Source organism: Pelosinus sp. sgz500959 (assembly GCF_042610375.1).
In the GTDB taxonomy this organism is placed as follows: Bacteria; Bacillota; Negativicutes; order DSM-13327; family DSM-13327; genus CTSoil-075.
This window is the reverse complement of record NZ_JBGJZL010000003.1, coordinates 270487-288639: the sequence shown is the minus strand read 5'-3', so window position 1 is coordinate 288639 and position 18153 is coordinate 270487. Positions and strand designations below refer to the sequence as shown.

The 18153-nt window shown below is 36.8% G+C and carries 17 protein-coding genes; 3 read left to right on the top strand and 14 right to left on the bottom strand.

Annotated elements, in window-relative coordinates:
- Positions 1–169: 169 nt before the first annotated feature.
- From ACAN52_RS06230 to ACAN52_RS06195, 8 genes are all read right to left on the bottom strand, one after another.
- Positions 170–469: a 4Fe-4S binding protein gene (locus tag ACAN52_RS06230; protein WP_378953611.1), complete on the bottom strand. Its 300-nt coding sequence runs from the start codon at positions 467–469 to the stop codon at positions 170–172.
- A 23-nt stretch (positions 470–492) separates the two neighbouring features.
- The gene (locus ACAN52_RS06225) at positions 493–2253 is read right to left on the bottom strand and encodes an adenylyl-sulfate reductase subunit alpha (protein ID WP_378953609.1); all 1761 of its coding nucleotides are present in this window, start codon (positions 2251–2253) and stop codon (positions 493–495) included.
- A 33-nt stretch (positions 2254–2286) separates the two neighbouring features.
- Positions 2287–3792, bottom strand: a complete 1506-nt coding sequence (locus ACAN52_RS06220; RefSeq protein WP_378953607.1) for an SLC13 family permease — start codon at positions 3790–3792, stop codon at positions 2287–2289.
- Between the two features lie 175 nt (positions 3793–3967).
- Positions 3968–4990, bottom strand: a complete 1023-nt coding sequence (locus ACAN52_RS06215; RefSeq protein WP_378953605.1) for an ABC transporter substrate-binding protein — start codon at positions 4988–4990, stop codon at positions 3968–3970.
- Between the two features lie 9 nt (positions 4991–4999).
- Complete coding sequence (locus ACAN52_RS06210; protein WP_378953603.1) at positions 5000–5779, bottom strand: ABC transporter ATP-binding protein; 780 nt, start codon at positions 5777–5779, stop codon at positions 5000–5002.
- Positions 5773–6732 (bottom strand): ABC transporter permease, encoded by a 960-nt coding sequence (locus tag ACAN52_RS06205; RefSeq protein ID WP_378953602.1) that lies wholly within the window; start codon positions 6730–6732, stop codon positions 5773–5775. The genes ACAN52_RS06210 and ACAN52_RS06205 overlap by 7 nt, the downstream gene beginning before the upstream one ends.
- Positions 6733–6936: 204 nt before the next feature.
- Positions 6937–8235, bottom strand: coding sequence for a nitrogenase component 1 (locus tag ACAN52_RS06200; protein WP_378953600.1), 1299 nt, complete (start codon positions 8233–8235; stop codon positions 6937–6939).
- Positions 8236–9702 carry a nitrogenase component 1 gene (locus ACAN52_RS06195; protein ID WP_378953598.1) on the bottom strand — a complete coding sequence of 489 codons (1467 nt, stop codon included), beginning with the start codon at positions 9700–9702 and terminating at the stop codon, positions 8236–8238. It abuts the gene before it with no gap.
- Positions 9703–10213: 511 nt separating this feature from the next.
- Here ACAN52_RS06195 and ACAN52_RS06190 point away from each other — a divergent pair.
- Positions 10214–10951, top strand: coding sequence for a GNAT family N-acetyltransferase (locus ACAN52_RS06190; RefSeq protein WP_378953596.1), 738 nt, complete (start codon positions 10214–10216; stop codon positions 10949–10951).
- Positions 10952–11126: 175 nt separating this feature from the next.
- On the opposite strand, the gene ACAN52_RS06185 is transcribed toward ACAN52_RS06190, so the two are convergent.
- Positions 11127–11975 carry a Cof-type HAD-IIB family hydrolase gene (locus ACAN52_RS06185; protein WP_378953594.1) on the bottom strand — a complete coding sequence of 283 codons (849 nt, stop codon included), beginning with the start codon at positions 11973–11975 and terminating at the stop codon, positions 11127–11129.
- 561 nt (positions 11976–12536) lie between these two features.
- Here ACAN52_RS06185 and ACAN52_RS06180 point away from each other — a divergent pair.
- A complete protein-coding gene (locus ACAN52_RS06180) occupies positions 12537–13097 on the top strand; it encodes a nitroreductase (protein ID WP_378953592.1) in 561 nt (186 codons plus the stop codon).
- 145 nt (positions 13098–13242) lie between these two features.
- Here the strand turns inward: ACAN52_RS06180 and ACAN52_RS06175 are convergent, their stop codons facing one another.
- The 5 genes from ACAN52_RS06175 to ACAN52_RS06155 form a co-directional block, all read right to left on the bottom strand.
- Complete coding sequence (locus ACAN52_RS06175; RefSeq protein WP_378953590.1) at positions 13243–13914, bottom strand: GNAT family N-acetyltransferase; 672 nt, start codon at positions 13912–13914, stop codon at positions 13243–13245.
- A 44-nt stretch (positions 13915–13958) separates the two neighbouring features.
- Complete coding sequence (locus ACAN52_RS06170) at positions 13959–14402, bottom strand: MarR family winged helix-turn-helix transcriptional regulator (protein ID WP_378953588.1); 444 nt, start codon at positions 14400–14402, stop codon at positions 13959–13961.
- Between the two features lie 465 nt (positions 14403–14867).
- The gene (locus ACAN52_RS06165; RefSeq protein WP_378953586.1) at positions 14868–15161 is read right to left on the bottom strand and encodes a hypothetical protein; all 294 of its coding nucleotides are present in this window, start codon (positions 15159–15161) and stop codon (positions 14868–14870) included.
- Between the two features lie 53 nt (positions 15162–15214).
- Positions 15215–15694: a tRNA (N6-threonylcarbamoyladenosine(37)-N6)-methyltransferase TrmO gene (tsaA, locus tag ACAN52_RS06160; RefSeq protein ID WP_378953584.1), complete on the bottom strand. Its 480-nt coding sequence runs from the start codon at positions 15692–15694 to the stop codon at positions 15215–15217.
- A gap of 139 nt (positions 15695–15833) precedes the next feature.
- Positions 15834–16238, bottom strand: coding sequence for a NifB/NifX family molybdenum-iron cluster-binding protein (locus ACAN52_RS06155; RefSeq protein ID WP_378953582.1), 405 nt, complete (start codon positions 16236–16238; stop codon positions 15834–15836).
- 521 nt (positions 16239–16759) lie between these two features.
- On the opposite strand from ACAN52_RS06155, the gene ACAN52_RS06150 reads away from it, so the two are divergent.
- Positions 16760–18067, top strand: a complete 1308-nt coding sequence (locus ACAN52_RS06150) for an MFS transporter (protein WP_378953580.1) — start codon at positions 16760–16762, stop codon at positions 18065–18067.
- The last annotated feature ends 86 nt before the right edge of the window (positions 18068–18153 follow it).

The window sequence follows — 18153 nt, the reverse complement described above, 5'->3', positions numbered from 1 at the left end:
TGCAATCTTAAATCTCAATATCACTGTCCACCTTGAATGTGAACAATCGTTTCACTTCCATAACCAGTAATCCATGAATGAGTTTTTGTTCTTAATGATTAACCAGTCAGTTACTTAACTCTAATTCAAATGTTCTTACATATTATTGTATGTTTCAATGTATTCTTCCCTAATTACGAACTTTTACCGTAAATTTCTCTTCTTTTCCATCCAAATCAGTTACAGTCCAGATAATCTCTTTCCCCTGCATTTCGGGAACAAGTTTAGCCGGATAATAACCAAGCTGATACGGAATACGTATCTCTAAAGCTTGCGCTGGACATACTTTTACACAAGACATACAGTCCCAACAATCACGTCGTGATCGACAAAGGGCTTTTCCCTCTTCTACTACCATTAAGTCACCAGGGCAAATATTCTCACAGGCTCCACACCCAGTGCACTTTGGCGTTTTTATGATAGGGGGCATTTTTTTCACCTCTGCTTAAATTTTTATGGCTTTAGCCTATCTCCAGGTATAATTTGTTCATAGGGTTTAGTAAAAATCTCCACTTTTCCTGTGTCTGCATGATAGCGAGAATTAACAAAACAATCAAATGCCTCATCATTTTTTTCTGGAAAATCTGTGCGTGTCTGCCAACCCGGCCAACGCGTTTCTTCTCTAAACAGAAGGTGATGAACGAGTACGTCGGCAACATCCAATCGATCAATAATTTCGTGGGCTGCCATTAACTGATGTAAGTCACTGCTAATTAAATATTTAGTTTGATCTTTTAGACGTGCGATATGACGAAGGGCATATTGCAATCCCTCTTTATTCATCCGAAAGAATTGATGCACACCACCAGCATATTCATCCATTAGTCGTTGTAACCGTTCTTCCATTTCTCCAGGTTTTACGCCATCGCCAACATCTTGAAATCGCAGGGCTGGTGCGAAAACCCTAGCTTTTTCTGCTGCGATTTTTTCTTTCGAAATGCTAGATTCTTCAGCATGCTGACTGCAAAATTCAGCAGCAGCTCTAGCAGCAATAATACCTTCCGCAGCACAACCACCGACAAATTTATTGGGTGCTCCGCCAGCCACATCGCCACAAGCATAAAGTCCTGGCAAAGTTGTGGCTCTTTTGACATCAATCCAATAGCCACTAGCAGTATGACCACCAACAATATAAGGATCAGAGCCATATATTTCAATCGGTTCTTTTCTGATGTCCTGTGCCTGACTAGCAAGAAATAGGACGAAAGTTGGGCGCTCATTGAGATAGTCATACTTCATTTCTCTCACTTGCTCAGGTGTCATAACTGTGGTATCAACAAAACAAGGCCCTCTCCCTTCTCGCCACTCTTCCATTGGGACATTAGCACGAATAAAACGTGGAGCAGCGTCACCACCAAGATGAGCATAACGTTCTTCGAGAATTTTTTCTCCTTTGCCATTAATCATGGGCGTTTTATACCCCAATGAAATGGTATCGATAGGTCCGTTAAAATCTTTAGTTCGAGTTGCACACCATCGCATCTCAAAAGTAGTCATTTCTGCTCCTTGGCGAATACCCATAGCATAGCCAGACCCTACATTATAAGGACAATACCACAACTGATGATGGCTATCTTGACCATCCCCCTGATAAGGTTTATATAGTCCAGCGGCTCCGCCAGTCGCAATAATTGTAGCCTTAGCTTTAATGATATAAAATTTTCCATCTCTGATTCCTAATCCGTAAGCACCAACAACTTTTCCTTCCTGGACAATGTAATTAGTAGCAACTACCCGATTGATAATTTCACAACCACTTTCTCTTGTCTTTTCAGCCAAAATTGGTTTCATTTCAGATCCAGATATGGTTATATCCCATTTGCCACGAGCTTTATACTCGTCGCCATCTTCATCATATTTAATCGGCATACCCCATTTTTCCCAGTCTTCAATAGGCTTATTGAGTAATTCAGCCATCGTTATACTCAAATCTTCCCTAATGATTCCTCCCGCTTGAGAGCGACTCCACCGGACAAATTCCTCTATTGTTCGTCCCTTTTTTAGATAGGTATTAATGGCATCCATTCCACCAGCCAAACATCCACTACGATCAATATGAGCTTTTTCCATAATAGTCACTTTTAGGTTCGAGTTTGTTTGTTTTGCTTCAATTGCAGCAAAACATCCTGCATTCCCGCCACCAATAATCAAAAGATCTGTTTCTATATAAACTTCTCCGATATCGTGTAAAGTATTTGGTATTTGCACACCCATACTATGACCTCCTCACTTTATAATGATATATAATTACCACGCCTGCCAAAGGGGAAAACCACAAAATGCCCACCAAGGAACCATTATTAATGCAATATAAATAATCGCTAATAAGGTTAATGGTGCTCCTGTTTTCATAAATTCGGTAAATGTAAATTCTTCTGAAGCATATGCCACTAAGCAGGCGGTAACTTCCATAGGTATAATCATAGCATACGTATCCACATTCAGTATAGCTAAAGTAAATGCGACGGAATTTAGTTTAAGTAACGGTGCCATAGCGTATATAATCGGTGCCATCAACGTAACAGCTCCCACATTACTGATAATCCCTAACCGGAGAATTTGTACTAAGATAGCAACAAATACCACTATCCCTAACCATCCCCATGCAGGTACAATCTCTACCATTCTTTCCGCCATGAATTTATCCAACCCAGTTTTTCCGAATGCCGTAACTAAACATAATGCTCCGGCCAACAACAACCAAGTACCCCAAATCGTATTATGTTGAACATTTTTCCAGGACAAAGGCAATAGCCCAGGAATAAAAACCAAAGAAACGGCAATCAGGGTTACTATACCCGTAGGAATTTTGTGATAGCTACCAGTAGCCCATAATGCAACCGCAATTAGAAAACAGCTAATGACTGTAATCTCGACTTTATTGATTGGACCGAGTTTTTTATGTTGTTCTTGGATATTTTTAGAACTACTGGAAACATTGACATTTTTCAAATCAAAATGTTTTATAATCCACCACCACATAAGAGGAAACATCCCAAGCATGGGCCAATGAAGCCATAACCAGCTGCCCCAGGTAATCCCTGCATTGGATTTGTTATTTAAAAGACTCATCATAATCACATTTGGCATATGCCCTGTTAAGAAAAGGGGAGCGGCAAAGATTGCACCGAATCCAATCCCAGCCATAGCCAACGCTTTACGTGAGCGTTTTTCTTCTGGAGTATCGCCCATTAACCGATTGATACCTTTTACAATAGGCAAATACATCCCCGCGCGTGCCACCGTAGCAGGAACAAGCAGTGCACTGACCACATGAGCGGTAAACAAACCAGCTAGTAGGTTAGGGACTTTCGGTTTGACTCTTACCAGAATAGAAATTGCAATTCTTTTATCTACCCCTGTCACTTGCATCACACCAGCGAGGATAAAAGCACCCAGACACAAAAAAGCTTCATTACTAGTAAAACCACTGAAAGCTTCTTCTGTTTTTGGTAAGGCACCACTTACCACTAGCAAAACTGGTATCATAAGTCCAGAAATGCTTTTGGGCAAAGCATCTGATATCCAAATAATCATAACCCAACTTGTAATTGCCAAAACAGCTTTAGCGGAAAAACTAAATTCTTTTGTGACTGGTACAAAATGTATGATTCCAAAAAAAGCAATCCACGATAAAATAAAACCGCCGATAGCCCAGTAAGGCTTTAATCCAGCTTGCAGCGCATTATGATAATACCAGGGAACTGATTCTACACTTGATTGTTTTTCAACTTTAGCTACTAAAAATTCCATATATTCCATTCCTTCCTTAATATGTAATACTAAAAATTGTAAAAATAAAAAAAGGCTAAGAATCCCCTCGGAATTCTTAGCCTTCAGTTCTCTGATCAGCTGTAATTGATTAGAGTATACCATTAGTTAAAAATATCGTCAATATTTTTTGTTTTTTCTGTGGAGAACTTACAGGCTACTTAACAGTATCTTCTACACCCTTCAAAAATATGAAACTCTTTTTCTGCAATGCTTCAACATCTATACTCTTATCTAACATACCTACGTCTTGTAATTGCTTGGCTGTCACACCAAAAGCATCATAAGCACCTTTAACAGAAGGAATATAGTTGTAAGTTTTTAGTACTGCGGCGTTAAATGCAGCGTCTCCTGCTACCCATTTGTTATCAACTTGAAGTTTTGCTGTTTCATCTTGATTTTTTTGTATCCAAGCACTTGCTTTTTGTACAGCACGGGTAAATTTGGCAGCTGCTTCAGGGTTACTGCTTGCTAAATTATCACTCACATAGGCTGAGCAGCAGTATTGTTTATTATAAGGTTCAGTCACTGCTGAATCAACTAAAGTGTGCAAATTAAACTCTTTTTGGGCAACGGCTGCCGTCGGGTCATTCATGGCTAAAGCATCGACTGCTCCATTTTTTAGTGCAATCGGCAGATCACTTGCACTAAATACAATAAATTCTACTTCCATGTTTTTTTCACTCACTCCTACACCTGCATCAGCAAGAGCACGTTTAGCGAAAATAATTGGACTACTACTCATACTAGGAACACCGACACGTTTACCTTTTAGATCTTTTAGTGTTTTTATCGCAGAATCATTAGGAACTAGTACTTTGTCACAACCAGTATGCAAACCTGTCGTAATTTTAATCGGTAAACCATTGGATAGGGGCTGAATTAGGCTTGCCAATAAGCCAAATCCTGCATCTGTTTTTCCTGCTGTAACGGCTTCAAAAGCCGTTCCTGGTGCTAATTTAATGAGATCAACTTTCAAACCTTCTTGTTCAAAAAATCCCTTGGCAGCAGCCACGTGTATAGGCGCTTCGCATAAACTTCCACTATAACCGATTTTCACTACATAATCATCTGGTTTAGCTGCTGTAGTTGCCGGCGCTGTTGTTGTTTGCCCGCATGCAGTCAATAATAATGAACAAAGTAGCACTCCTATCAACATGATCATTTTCTTTTTCATCATATCATCCCCTTATAAATAATAACTTGGTTCTTCTTCATGACCAGCATAATTTAATATTTCTAGAATTTGCGTGCGCAGTTTAAGAAATTCAGAATTACTGCGAGCTCTTGGTCTGGAAAGTTTGACTTCAATTTGGGCTTCAATTTTTGCAGGCCGTGGTGTCATAACGATAATTCGATCTGACAAATAAATGGCTTCATCCACATCATGTGTGACCATGATCATGGTCGTGGCTCTTTCCTTCCAAATGCGGATCAATTCATCCTGCAGGTTCATACGCGTGAAGGCATCCAGAGCACCGAGAGGTTCATCTAATAAGAGAACTTTGGGATGATTGACGAGGGCTCTGGCAAGGGATGCCCGCTGTGCCATACCACCAGACAGTTGATGCGGATAGGATTTGTGGAAAGCAGATAATCCTACTAATTCAATAAATTTATCAACCTCTCCCTTATTTTCTTTATAGATGCCACGAGCCCTTAAGGCAAAGGCCACATTATCATGGACACTTAGCCAAGGGAAAAGCATAGGATTTTGAAATACCAACCCCCTTTCATGTGATGGCTGATGAATCTCTTTATCATCAATGTACAGCTTCCCCTCATCCGCACCATTTAGGCCAGCAATTAAGCGAAGCAGTGTGGATTTTCCGCAACCAGAAGGTCCAATGAGGGATATAAATTCTCCACCATGAATCTTAAGATCAACACCATTAAGGGCAATAATATCTTCTCCATCCATCTGCCTAAAACGTTTGGTAACTTGCTCAACTTTGATTTCCCCTACCATTTTATAACTCCCTTCTGCCAGACTAGCACATAATCCCGTACTTTAAATAAGAGGGTAATGAGAATAAAAAAAGTAACGGCGATGATGATAAGTCCTGCATATACATTGGCATAAGACATCATTTCTTTTTGCCAGTTAATGTACCAACCGATACCATTTTTAACTCCTAACATTTCTGCAGTCATCAAAGTAATAAAGGATGCGCAAGTACCATTAAAAAGACCAATAAACATATGAGGCATAGCGGCAGGAACGCCTACTTTAAAAATTTGATAATACTTTCCTGCTCCGAGTGTACTTGATACTTCAAAATAGGCATTTTCCACATTTAAAATCCCACTACTGGTCATAACCGTTGTTGGAAACCATACAGCAAGAGCGATTAGAAAAGCACTGGCTGTAAATGTAGTCGGAAAACTGATTAATACTAACGGAATCCACGCTGTAGCAGGAATCGGACCCAAAATACGAATGAGCGGATTAATCCAATAACTTGCTGATTTACTAAAGCCTACACCGATACCTGTCGCAAACCCAGCAATGGCACCAAAAAAATATCCTGTAAACAACAGTTTTCCCGAAGAGGCAAGGCACAAGGCAAGAAATTCCCGTTCTTCTACAATAATTCCCAGTATTTTATCTAGGGATGGGAAGTAGATGACTGGAAAAAGGGCCAATTTTTTGGTGGCGATATTGAGTAAATTTAAAAATAAAATAGCTACGCCCACAAACAAGGCATTTTCTATGATCCAGTCTTTTGCCTTTTTATTAAAATGAGCGGCTAAAGCAATGATTGTAAAAATGATAAGAATAGTTGCCAATAAATAAATGAAATAAGGCTGTTTTGTTGGTGTATGCTTGCTTGCATTAACAAGGACAACTTCGACAACGATTGCCAAAATTGCTGATAATACAGGTAACCAGTTATTTAGTTTTTTTAGAATTTCTTTCATATGATATCCTCCTCATTATATGATTTGACTTGTTAGTATACTAAAAGACAACATAAAAAAGGCAAAGACAGACTTCGTAACGAAGCCTTTCTTTGCCTTCAGTGTTTGCTGATCAGCGAAAACATTTGCCTTATATATTGTATTCACTACTATACATCAAGTTAGAAAAAAAATCAACAACATTGTGATTTTGTATTAGAATGATTAATTAAATCGAGTCAAAACTACAGAATAGATATCTTCCAACAGTTTAAGCCCACCACCATAACCCACATAAGAGCTATTGATGACAAGTCTCTCATTAAGGGGCCATGAAACAGATAAATAATGTGCTTGGGTTTGCTGTGCTAATTTTTTGTCCCATGAACTACCAATGATTAAAGGATAACCACTAAAATAACTCTCCTTAATTTCATCCTGTATCAAATGTCCATCGGATATAAAACCAACCTCTGCTTTTATATCATAATTTAATTCCTTAAAATATCCTTGAATACTTTCCTGATATTCTTCAGGTGTATTGTCCGTAATATACTGTTTGGAAGGAAATAAACCAACATCATTTACCAAAAACTTGGTGATGGCTAAGGAGTATTGCGCATCGGAAATCACGACAAATCGTTTTGACATGACACGTGTTTCAAGAAATACATCGGCAAATCGTTCAATAAAATAATAATACTTTTTCTCCTGTTCAGTAATAATCCCTTCCACTGTTTCTTTATCGATACCAGCAAATTCAGCCACAGCTCGTAAAAATTTACCAGTTTCAAAAGCTCCAATAGGGAGAGTAGGAAGGTGAATATAAGGAGTACCAAATTTTTCTTCTAATAATTTTACATTCCGGAGTCCTACCCATGGAGATACAAGAAGATTAAATTCAGCCTCAGGTATTTTATCAATATTTTTAATACCTCGATCATAGCCAAAAATAGTATTGGGGATTAGACCAAGCTGAGCAATGAGATTTTCTAATTCAAATAAATTTCCATACCAAAAAGGATCATGTTGAGGAATACCAGCCCATATATTAACAAGACCTTTTGTTTTTTTATCTGTAGGTTTTAAGTATTGTTCAATAATTGCTTCAATAACCCATTCATGTCCTTGAAAATTATTCCCTTTAAATCCAGCAGTCGATGCAAAAACGACGGGTTTTTCAGCATTTCGAAAGGATCTGACGACTTCTTCCATATCATCTCCGATGATTTCAGAGGAACAACTACTTAATACAACATATAAATCAGCATTTATTATTTTGATGGCATTCTCAACTGTTTCCTTTAAACGTTCTTCTCCACCAAACACTACATCTTTTTCATTAATATTGGTGCAGGGAAAAATTCGTGGCGCAAAATGACCTGAACCACCTTGCGTTGCTGAAAGTTTATCAGCACACCCAGGACCTGAATGTAATATTGGTAAGGCTTTACTAATGGCATGAACAGTTTGCATGGCGGCAAGAGCGCATTTGTATCTGGGTTGATCTAATATTTTTGGCATTTATTTTGTCTCCTCTTTTAATAATGATCCACTATCTTGTTGATACCACCAATCAGAATAAGGAAGACTAATTCTCGCTGCAAGATTTTTTTCAAAACTGCGATTACGAATGGTATCAAGAATGGTATAGGCAAAATCCAAAGTTCCCCGATAACCAAAGGTTTTGTATTCATCAGCAAGGAAAAAAGCTGCAATTCCTTGTTTGATTGCCCAAACAGTTGTACCCGGATGCCGCGCTATATAAATATCTGGTTTATATTTATGTAAGATATTAAGAATTTCAAAGTTTTGTTGATCACTCACACTCACCTTAAAATTATAAGGACTGTCTTTTGCTAACTGTTCAATAAAAGGTGGAATCTCACCATTGTCATATTTGGCATCATAATGCCATGAAGCTACCCATACCACTTCAATACCAAGTTCTTGCAAAACGCGAGTGACTTGGAAGGCATAACTGGATCCCATACCAAGTACTGCACGAAGTCCCTTGAGTTCTTTTTTGATTTCTTCAATTTTGGGTAAATATTTTGCTCTTTCTTCCTCGATATACGCTTCCACTTCTGCTTCTTTATGAATCACATGACCAATTTCTCTGAGCCATGTTTCAAAACCAACAATTCCCAGTGGATTAATTGTCCTAATATAAGGAACTCCATATTTTTCTTCTAGCCCATTACCCAAATAAGTACCTAAAGTACCACATATGGATACGGTCGCTAGAGATTCTGATAAATGGGTAAGTTCTTCGACTGTTGAATTTGAATATAGGAAAAAAGGTTCTACACCAAAACGAGCAAAAATATCAATAATCTCTTGTCTTGCACTTTCATTAAAGTTCTTAAAATTGATCACAGAATTCTTGTTTTGCGGTGGTTTTACAATCCCTGTAAGGATGGCATGGTCTGCTGCATCAAAACCTGATGCCCATACTCTTGATTTGAATCCTTCGCAGTGAACTGGAACGATTGGTATGGGAATTTCCTCTACCAGCTCGGCAATAACACTGTCCACATCTTCGCCGATAATGCCCGATACACATGATGTTCCTACAAAAATTGCATTGGGTTTATATCTTTTATAAGTCTCGATGATAATTTCTCGCAGACCACTCGTTGCACCAAAAATTGTATCCGTTTCATCCATATCTGTCCCTAAAAAAACAGTATTGTACTCTAAACCTCTCTTGACTGCAAGTTGAGTGTGAGTCACTGTTGTTGGTGAAGCCATTGCCGTGCAGCCTGAAGGAGCATGATTAATGATTGCAACATCTCTAATATAGGCAAGCTGGCTCAATGCGCAACCTGCATCACAAGAGCTAGACTGACTAAAACATCGTTCTCTTTCTTTTACCGTTCCGCATTTACTTTGGTGAACCAAATCATGTAGATCACCTGTGTACCCTGTAATTGACCCTAATCGATTTTCTCTCGTGCCTGCTGAAGTCACATTTAAATTAATAGGCATGACAATTCCTCCTCTATACTCAATGTATTTTCGAAAACTTTAGATTTTCTTACTATTTCTTGGGGGCGTAGTGCCAGATTCCTTTAACATAATAAAAAAGAAGGCCGGTGCAAATTAGATTTGCCCGGCCTTCAGCACAATTACTGATCAGCTCAATAATGCTACTTTATTAAGTTTAGAATTTTATTCCCGTATTTCCTTATCATATCCCCCACTTATAAAAATGTCAAGATGAAGACTTGGTCACCATCCAAAATGCCATCTATAATGACTTCCCTTTATTTTATTTTCAAGACTTTTGATAATAACCAATCGTCAATCAATAAGACAATTTCTAGTTTGTGACTAATCAACAATCAACGTTATTTATATCTCCTTATAGCATAGAACGATAAACATCAATTGTAACTATATACGATCTGATTGCAGAAGTATAGTCATTCTTATACAATAGATAACAACACAAAATTTATTACTAATGATTCATAGATATATAAAGGAGAGTTTAAGGATGATAAGAACCCTTGAGGAATATTCACTAAATGCACTGCCTGCACTCCAGACCATGCTCTATGATGGATGGGTATTACGTTTTGGCAAAGGTTATACCAAAAGAGCCAATTGCGTAAATCCTATCTATTCTTCAATACAAGATTTATCTTTAAAAATACAGCACTGTGAGCAGCTCTATTCAGAAAAAAATCTTGAAACCATTTTTAAAATAACATCTGCTTCCATTCCTAATAGCTTAGATTCATTGTTAGAAGAACGTGGTTACCAGATTGCCTCCCCTGCCAGTGTACTAGGATTAATACTCAATCAAAGTAATCAGACAATCGACGAAAACATAACCTACAGTAGCACCATTACCGAAGAATGGTTAACGTTTTTTTGCCAGTTCAACCATATTGCTGAACATAACAAATTAGTGTTACAATACATGCTAGAAAATATAATTCCTCATAAATACATCGTATCTTTAAAATTGGATTCTAAAACCATTGGCTGTGGCCTGGGCGTATTGCAGGATGAATACATAGGTCTATATGATATCGTCATTGACGATGCATACAGAAATCAAGGATATGGGAAAAAACTAATTGCCAATATTCTAAAACTCGGAGCCAAGGCTGGTGCTAAACAATCATATTTGCAGGTATTACAAAAGAACACACCTGCTATCAAGCTATATACTAGTCTCGGCTATAAAGAAATCTATCAGTATTGGTATAGGATAAAGAATACTTGACTTTAGTCCTCAGTTCAGACCAAAATTTTAATTGCCCTTACTTACATCCTTAGAAGGTGTTATACTTTTTGATTACGTAGAAAATGGATAACACTTTAACTACTTATAATTACGCAACATTTTGCATTTTTAAAAAGACCAATTCTCTCATAAAAAAGAAATACTCGATACGTCATCAATACAACCTCGTTAAGCTTTCTCGTGCGGCAATGAACTTTGCGACACCATCTGAATGATTGTCACCAATGACACCAGTCGCAATGTCTTTTAATTCACCGATTGCATTTTGTACCGCAAAAAACTCATCACAAGCTTTATACAGAGGAATATCATTAAAATTATCACCAAAACCTATTATTTTATCATATCCATAATGATCACGAAGGTATTTTACCGCATTATACTTAGATGCATTAGTGCTGTGTATTTCTAAATACCATAAATTTTCTCGATAAACATCACTAGACAACATCACATCAATCGCCGGCAGTTTTTTCAAATCATCGATCAGCATTTCTAAATATTGTTGTTCACCCATTAAAGTAAAATAAATGACTTCCCCCGCCATGATAACATCGGTCAGGCTGCTAACATGTTTGAATTTTTTACCATATTTTATAACGCGTTCATCATGATATTCTTGTAAATAAGGAGTCGCTAAGCATTCATAATATGTATTTAATTTACCATTTACAATATTATACATAAAACCAGTGCTATTATATTTTTCTAAAACATCTAAAATACCATATGCAGTATTTGTCTCTATCTTTTCAATTTTTAGGTATCGATGATCTAAAACATCATAAATACCTACCCCATTCAGTAAAATTATTGGTATTTTCAGCTGTAGATCTGACAAGATCTTCACTGCTGAAGCTGCGCTTCTGGCTGTAGCAACAGAAAAATCAATTCCTTTATCAATTAAAGAATTTAGTGTTTGCTTGGTAAATTCACTAATTTGTTTATGACCATTTAGTAGTGTGCCATCAAGATCAGATATATATAAATATTTATTTTTCATATTCTAATTACGCGCTAATCCCATACATGTGCTGAACCTCAAGTAATATTTTCAAATCAGCCTGTTATATAAGATAACGCTTCATCTCTTACATCTCCTTTATTAAATTCTTACATGTTTCATATCATTAAAATTCAAAGGCTGCATCCCAGTTACGGGATACAGCCTCTAGTTATTTGACTAGTCAGTCTTGTACTTATTATTTTGAGTCTATAATAGATTACAACTTTTGTCAATACAATTCTAATTTAGTGTAGATAATATAGGTGTAGTGAATATCATTTGATTTCATCAAAATAACACTTGAATTGTTTTACCAATTACTCTATTATTAACTATAACAATAAGTAATTTAAAATGGATATTTAGTTGACTATATGAAGTTATAGAGACTAATTTTTTGCCCTTTCACATGGGCCAAAAAATTAGTCTTTTCTTTATTTGAAAGGGGGAATAGATGTAAGGCTAATGATTAACAATAAATAAGACTTGATTCAGATGGAATTTTAGAGTACTTGGTCATCAGATAGAATCAGTACAAAATATTAGGGGGAAAACAACATGGGGGAAACGTTAAAAGACTTAGTAACGCGTAGAAGCATCCGCAGCTATAAACCAGAGCAAATCACAGAAAGTGAATTAAACACGATCATCGAAGCAGGACAATTTGCTCCAAGTGCCAGAAATGAACAACCTTGGCATTTTACTGTCGTACAAAACAAAGAAATCCTTGGTAAAATCAATGAGATCATAAAAGAAATCTTTTTAAACTCTGGCATTGACACATATGTAGAAAGAGCTAAAATCAAAAACTTCAGCCCATTCTATCATGCACCAACATTAATTATTGTTTCTGCTGTCGAAAAATCAATTGCTCCACACCAGGACGGCGCTTTGGCATTAGGTAATTTCTTCCTCGCAGCACATGCCCTTAACATTGGTTCTGTTTGGATTCATTCCTTACGTAGCCTATTTGATTCAAAAGAAGGTAAAGAATTAAATAAAGTATTAAACATTCCCGAAGACCATATCATTATCGGCTCCGGTGCCTTCGGTTATAATGCCGGTTCAATACCAGTAGCCGCTCCACGAAAAGAGAATACTGTAACAATCATTAAATAAGAAGCAACTAAGAAACCTTACTTTTAAAATTCAATACAAAGTTTTCTCGGCAAAAGGCTCACCAAGCAGTGATACTGTTTGGTGAGCCTTTTAATCTCATATTCTGCTTTTGGAAAAATAAATATCATAGATAAAGTGATAGCCTTCAAAAGGATAATTTCATGCATATACTACTATCTGGACAAAAATGATTGAGCGCTGAGCTTTGTAGAAGAATCTCTGGTATTTCTGATCGTTCAATATTATTAAAACCCCAACGAGCTGCAAATTGATCGGCTGTAGTTGTCAATAGGTAGGCGCTTACGCTCCCTTTTGCCCGCCCAATATTTAAAGCGTGATCTACTAAAGCTGACGCGATGCCTCGTTTGCGTATTTTTTTATCTACTGCCAAGGATCTGAGCATGACTGCAGTATCTGAAAATTCAAGGCCAATCACTCCAATAATCCCTTGATCGTCAGCTACTAGAAAATCATGTAAATGCTCCTTCACTCCCTCTGTAGTCAATCCATTATCCGTCAATAGCTGATGGATAAGAAGTAAATCTTCCTCTTGAGCATTGCGAATGCGATAGTCTTGCCCCTCAGTCAAACTTTCTTTAGGTTTTTTAGCCCGGATAAACGCACTAATTAATGCTCCACCTAGCTCTTCCTGCTCTGCTTGAGTACAATCAGGCAACCCTTCGCTCTTATTTTTTTCATATAAATTTCCTGTTACTGGATTATCAGATGCCTCATTACCGCAGCAATTTAATTTATTAGTAATAGCCTGGGCATATTTTTTTCTCACATCTTCCCGAATATCTGATGTCATCATCATATCTCCCTTACTATTTTTAAACGAAGATTATCCTTTTAATTCATTTAGCAACATCGTTTATTATGTAGTGCTTCTGAAAAAATCTGTAAACTGTCTATCACTTGTTCCCTTTTTTCTTCTGGTATGATTTCTAATATTTCTGTAAAATAGGCTTGCATTCGTTCCTCAATATCGCCAAATAATTGCTCACCTTTACTTGTAAGCTGCAAAGTGACATAGCGCCGATCATTCGGATCAGGTTCCCGCACGATCATGTCATGAGTCACTAATTGTTCTACAGTTCTACTGATTGTACTTTTATCAAGATTGAGTAATTCCGCTAGTTCATTAACGGAGATTTGCTTTTTTCTACCTATTTCAACAATTGTATGGCATTGAGTTAAAGTAATACCACAACAAATTGCTTCGCTCCGTTCTAACACACCAAGCTTTCGGATTAACAACCGTATCGTTTCTCTGAGTCGTTGACTAGGATTAGGAAAGTTCATACAATACACCTCCTAGTAGTATATTACCATTAATTAGTTGTATTTTGCAACTATTTCTTTTAGAAACCATATAATATTAAACTTTCCATAAAATTAATATATTGTTCTTTCATGTAAACCACCTTATATTGTCTACTTATTTCTTGGGCACGAGCGGCATTATCTTTTAACAATTTATAAACTGAGAGAGCAAAAATTTTAGCCGCGGTGATATACGATTCCTCTTCATCAACAATCTTAAATTGATCCGTATGTGTTCCCCCAGCAATTCCTCCTGTATAAAAGCCTAGTACTGGTAAAATATGATCTTAATCACCTACATCTGATTAATTCTTATTTTTCTCTATTTTATGACTAACTCGTCGAATAAATTTGTAGCAAGGTATAAATTATGCAAATTGTGGACATTCTATAATTACGGATCCGTTCTTCCCCGTTACTAGGGTGACTGCCAAAAGCAGAGCCCTAGTATTCTATGATTTTCCGTAAGTCTTTTTCCCCATCCAACTTGACTCCCTCTAAACTATACTTTCTAACAAGGTACTCATATTTCGGTTGTCCTAATCGATGATAAGGTAAAATTTCATAACGTACATTGGGCTTATCTTTTACATAATTAGCAATTGCAGTAATCGCCTCATTTGAGTCATTAAAATCTAGAATGACTGGTGTTCTAACAATAATATTTATTTCTGGAAATTGATCGCACAGTTTCTTAAAATTATTTAATATCACTTCATTAACTTTCTTTTTTTTCATCCTTGTATGAACGAAATATTTGTTTGATTTTCATATCCATGACCACCGATCACTCATTTTATAAATCTCCCATCATCTTTTGTAGAGGAAAGTTTATGTATGTTTTTTTGAAACCATCCAATCTTTTCAGTTTCTCTACTATCAAATTCTGGTACATAAGGTTTTATATCGAGTAGGGGAGTTCCATCGATTGTATCTACATCTTTAATGTACAGCGTATTCCCTTCCACCTTAATCAGACGTACTATTGATATTCCAATGGAGTTAGGCCGACCTGGAGACCGCGTGGCAAAAACTCCATGTAGTTCATTATCTAGAAAAGGTTTTACCACTAAAGAAGACTCTTTTACCAAATGGAAGTGATACAGTAAAATAAGATGTGAAAACCCTTCAATATCTTTTAGACCTTCAATATACTCTGGAGTTACTTCGATACTACCCAAAATTTCCTGGGCTGCAACAGATTGGATAGGTGTCCCTTTTGCCTCTTTAAACGGAGAATGAACGATGCCAATCGGCTTATAATGAATCATTTTTTTCTTTCCTTTCTGTTTACTACTATAACAATAATCTAACATTCGACATAAAGTAAAATTGATCCTACAACTATTCTTTGATTACGAAATTAAAGGGTCGAGTTTCATTAAAAGAAACTCGGCCTTTATTTCTTACTCATTTACACCCATTAGAGCATCCACAACCACCATGGCCATTAGATGGTTGGCAACCTTTTACTCCACCCAATAGTGCATTATTTTTAATAAATTTTCCTCGTTTGGCATAAGCAATGAGCGCTCTCTCAATGGAACCAGATATGCTTAAAGCAATGATCCCTTCGCGCCGCAATTCTTTTTCAGCTCCTGGACCAATTTTGTTGACTAGCACAACTTCAACATCAGTAAGCAACTGGACTGTAGCAACACGATGATCACCACTTTCTTCCAGATTGTTTTTTCTGCGTTCAAGAAATTGATAAGCTCCTTCTTCATTTTTTTCATAAATCCAGAATTCTTCCGCTCTACCAAAATGTTCATTAATGTCTACTCCATCAGTACTCGCAACAGCAACTTTAGACATACTACACACTTCCTTTTCTGTATTACTATTTTTTAGAAATAAAAAAAGACAAAGACCAATCCCCTTATCAGGAATCTTTCTTTGCCTTCAGTCAACACTACTGATCAGCTTAATGCTTTTATTAGGTATATCATATCCTTGATTATAAGATTTTGTCAAGATCCAGCTACATAAACTTTACCGTTTGAAAAGTCCTTTAGAAAGAAAACAATTAGATGCAACTTCAATAACTTCTTTAATCTTAGTGTAATATTGTAATGAATCATATTTTAAATTTTTATATATAAATTTAAAATATGATTCATTACAAATTCCATAATTCAGTATAAAATCAGTATTTTCCTTTAATTTTGTACTGATATTTTCTTTATAAAATTTAAATTTAAATAATTCCTACAAAAAAACAAGAACTTCCTTTGCAGGAATTATATGTTTTAGGTGTAATTATGTAACTATTGTAAGGTTTTCATTTCCTAGTTTAATCAAAGTATGAATTCTAAAATGGAGGATAAGTAGTTTTAATGAAAATGACTAACTATCGTTGGGTCGTAATGGGGATTTTGTTTATCCTCTACACTGTCGCGAATGCCGACCGAGCAAATATCGGTTTTGCATTGCCATATATTCGAAAAGAAATGACAATGACAAATACGGAAGCTGGAGCCCTCATCAGTTTATTTTTTGCTGGCTATGCAACAATGCAGATTCCATCAGGATTCCTCGTTAAAAAATTCGGTGTAAGAATCATGTTTACAATCGGCATGCTTTTTACTTCTTTATTTACTGGAATGCTCGGAACAGTTAGTTCTGTATTCGGCCTAAAGGTACTTCGTTTAACAATCGGAGCGACAGAAGCACCTGTTGCCATTGCCTGCACAACTACTATTAACAACTGGTTTCCAGCCAAGGAACAAGGAACGGCTTCTGGTATTTTCCTTGCAGGATCGAAAGTCGGCCCACTCATTGTCCCCCCATTGTGCGCCTGGATTATTTCAGTCTGGGGTTGGCGAGAAATTTTTTACTTTTTCATGGTTCCAGGCTTATTATTATCCATGACTTGGTTTTTCTTAGTCAATAACAAACCCTCTGCAAGTAAATTTGTTTCAGCAACCGAAGCCGAATACATTGCAGATAAAACAGCCCTAGAAATAGTAAAAAAAGATCCAGAAATAAAACGAGAATATAAACTTTGGTGGTTAGATAAAATTGTCCGTGCAAAAAAAATTGATCCCTTGGTAAGTTCTACCCAAGTATTTAAATCATGGGACATTTTTGGTGCTGCAATTGGATATTTCTTTATGGTCGGGATTGTGAGTGTACTGATGTCTTGGCTGCCCACTTATTTAGTAACGGTAAAGAAATTCGCAATTATGAATACTGCTTTTGTTTCTTCAGCACCTTTTGCTGGCACAGTAATTGGAAATTTTATTGGTGGTTGGATTTCTGATAAATTTTTAAATAAACGCCGCAAACCAATGATGCTAGTGACGGCTTTTTCAACAACTATCATGATGTACTCTTTAATCAATGCACCAGCAGAACCTTATCTATTAGCTTTATTGCTATTCGCCACTGGTATTTTACTCGCCTTGGGCTACTCAGCATTCATGGTTTATCCCATGGGACGAACAAATAAAGAAACCTATCCAGTAGCTTTTAGCGTCGTAAATACTGGTGGTCAACTCGGCGGAGTCGGTGCTCCACTACTTGTAGGAATGATCTTGGATAAATTCAACTGGGACGTTGTCTTCATGGCCTTAGCCCTTGGCTCCTTCCTTTGTCTCGCAGTGGTATCAACAATTGTTGAACCTGTGGAAGACCCTTTATAGATCCGTTCTAAACAAAAGGCCAAGAAAAATTCTTTTAGAATGTTTCTTGGCCTTTACTTACTAGAATACAACTAACAATCATCATG

Coding starts and splice junctions, on each gene's coding strand:
- ACAN52_RS06230 (WP_378953611.1), bottom strand. CDS start 469: ATGCCCCCTATCATAAAAACGCCAAAGTGCACTGGGTGTGGAGCCTGT.
- ACAN52_RS06225 (WP_378953609.1), bottom strand. CDS start 2,253: ATGGGTGTGCAAATACCAAATACTTTACACGATATCGGAGAAGTTTAT.
- ACAN52_RS06220 (WP_378953607.1), bottom strand. CDS start 3,792: ATGGAATTTTTAGTAGCTAAAGTTGAAAAACAATCAAGTGTAGAATCA.
- ACAN52_RS06215 (WP_378953605.1), bottom strand. CDS start 4,990: ATGATGAAAAAGAAAATGATCATGTTGATAGGAGTGCTACTTTGTTCA.
- ACAN52_RS06210 (WP_378953603.1), bottom strand. CDS start 5,779: ATGGTAGGGGAAATCAAAGTTGAGCAAGTTACCAAACGTTTTAGGCAG.
- ACAN52_RS06205 (WP_378953602.1), bottom strand. CDS start 6,732: ATGAAAGAAATTCTAAAAAAACTAAATAACTGGTTACCTGTATTATCA.
- ACAN52_RS06200 (WP_378953600.1), bottom strand. CDS start 8,235: ATGCCAAAAATATTAGATCAACCCAGATACAAATGCGCTCTTGCCGCC.
- ACAN52_RS06195 (WP_378953598.1), bottom strand. CDS start 9,702: ATGCCTATTAATTTAAATGTGACTTCAGCAGGCACGAGAGAAAATCGA.
- ACAN52_RS06190 (WP_378953596.1), top strand. CDS start 10,214: ATGATAAGAACCCTTGAGGAATATTCACTAAATGCACTGCCTGCACTC.
- ACAN52_RS06185 (WP_378953594.1), bottom strand. CDS start 11,975: ATGAAAAATAAATATTTATATATATCTGATCTTGATGGCACACTACTA.
- ACAN52_RS06180 (WP_378953592.1), top strand. CDS start 12,537: ATGGGGGAAACGTTAAAAGACTTAGTAACGCGTAGAAGCATCCGCAGC.
- ACAN52_RS06175 (WP_378953590.1), bottom strand. CDS start 13,914: ATGATGATGACATCAGATATTCGGGAAGATGTGAGAAAAAAATATGCC.
- ACAN52_RS06170 (WP_378953588.1), bottom strand. CDS start 14,402: ATGAACTTTCCTAATCCTAGTCAACGACTCAGAGAAACGATACGGTTG.
- ACAN52_RS06165 (WP_378953586.1), bottom strand. CDS start 15,161: ATGAAAAAAAAGAAAGTTAATGAAGTGATATTAAATAATTTTAAGAAA.
- tsaA (WP_378953584.1), bottom strand. CDS start 15,694: ATGATTCATTATAAGCCGATTGGCATCGTTCATTCTCCGTTTAAAGAG.
- ACAN52_RS06155 (WP_378953582.1), bottom strand. CDS start 16,238: ATGTCTAAAGTTGCTGTTGCGAGTACTGATGGAGTAGACATTAATGAA.
- ACAN52_RS06150 (WP_378953580.1), top strand. CDS start 16,760: ATGAAAATGACTAACTATCGTTGGGTCGTAATGGGGATTTTGTTTATC.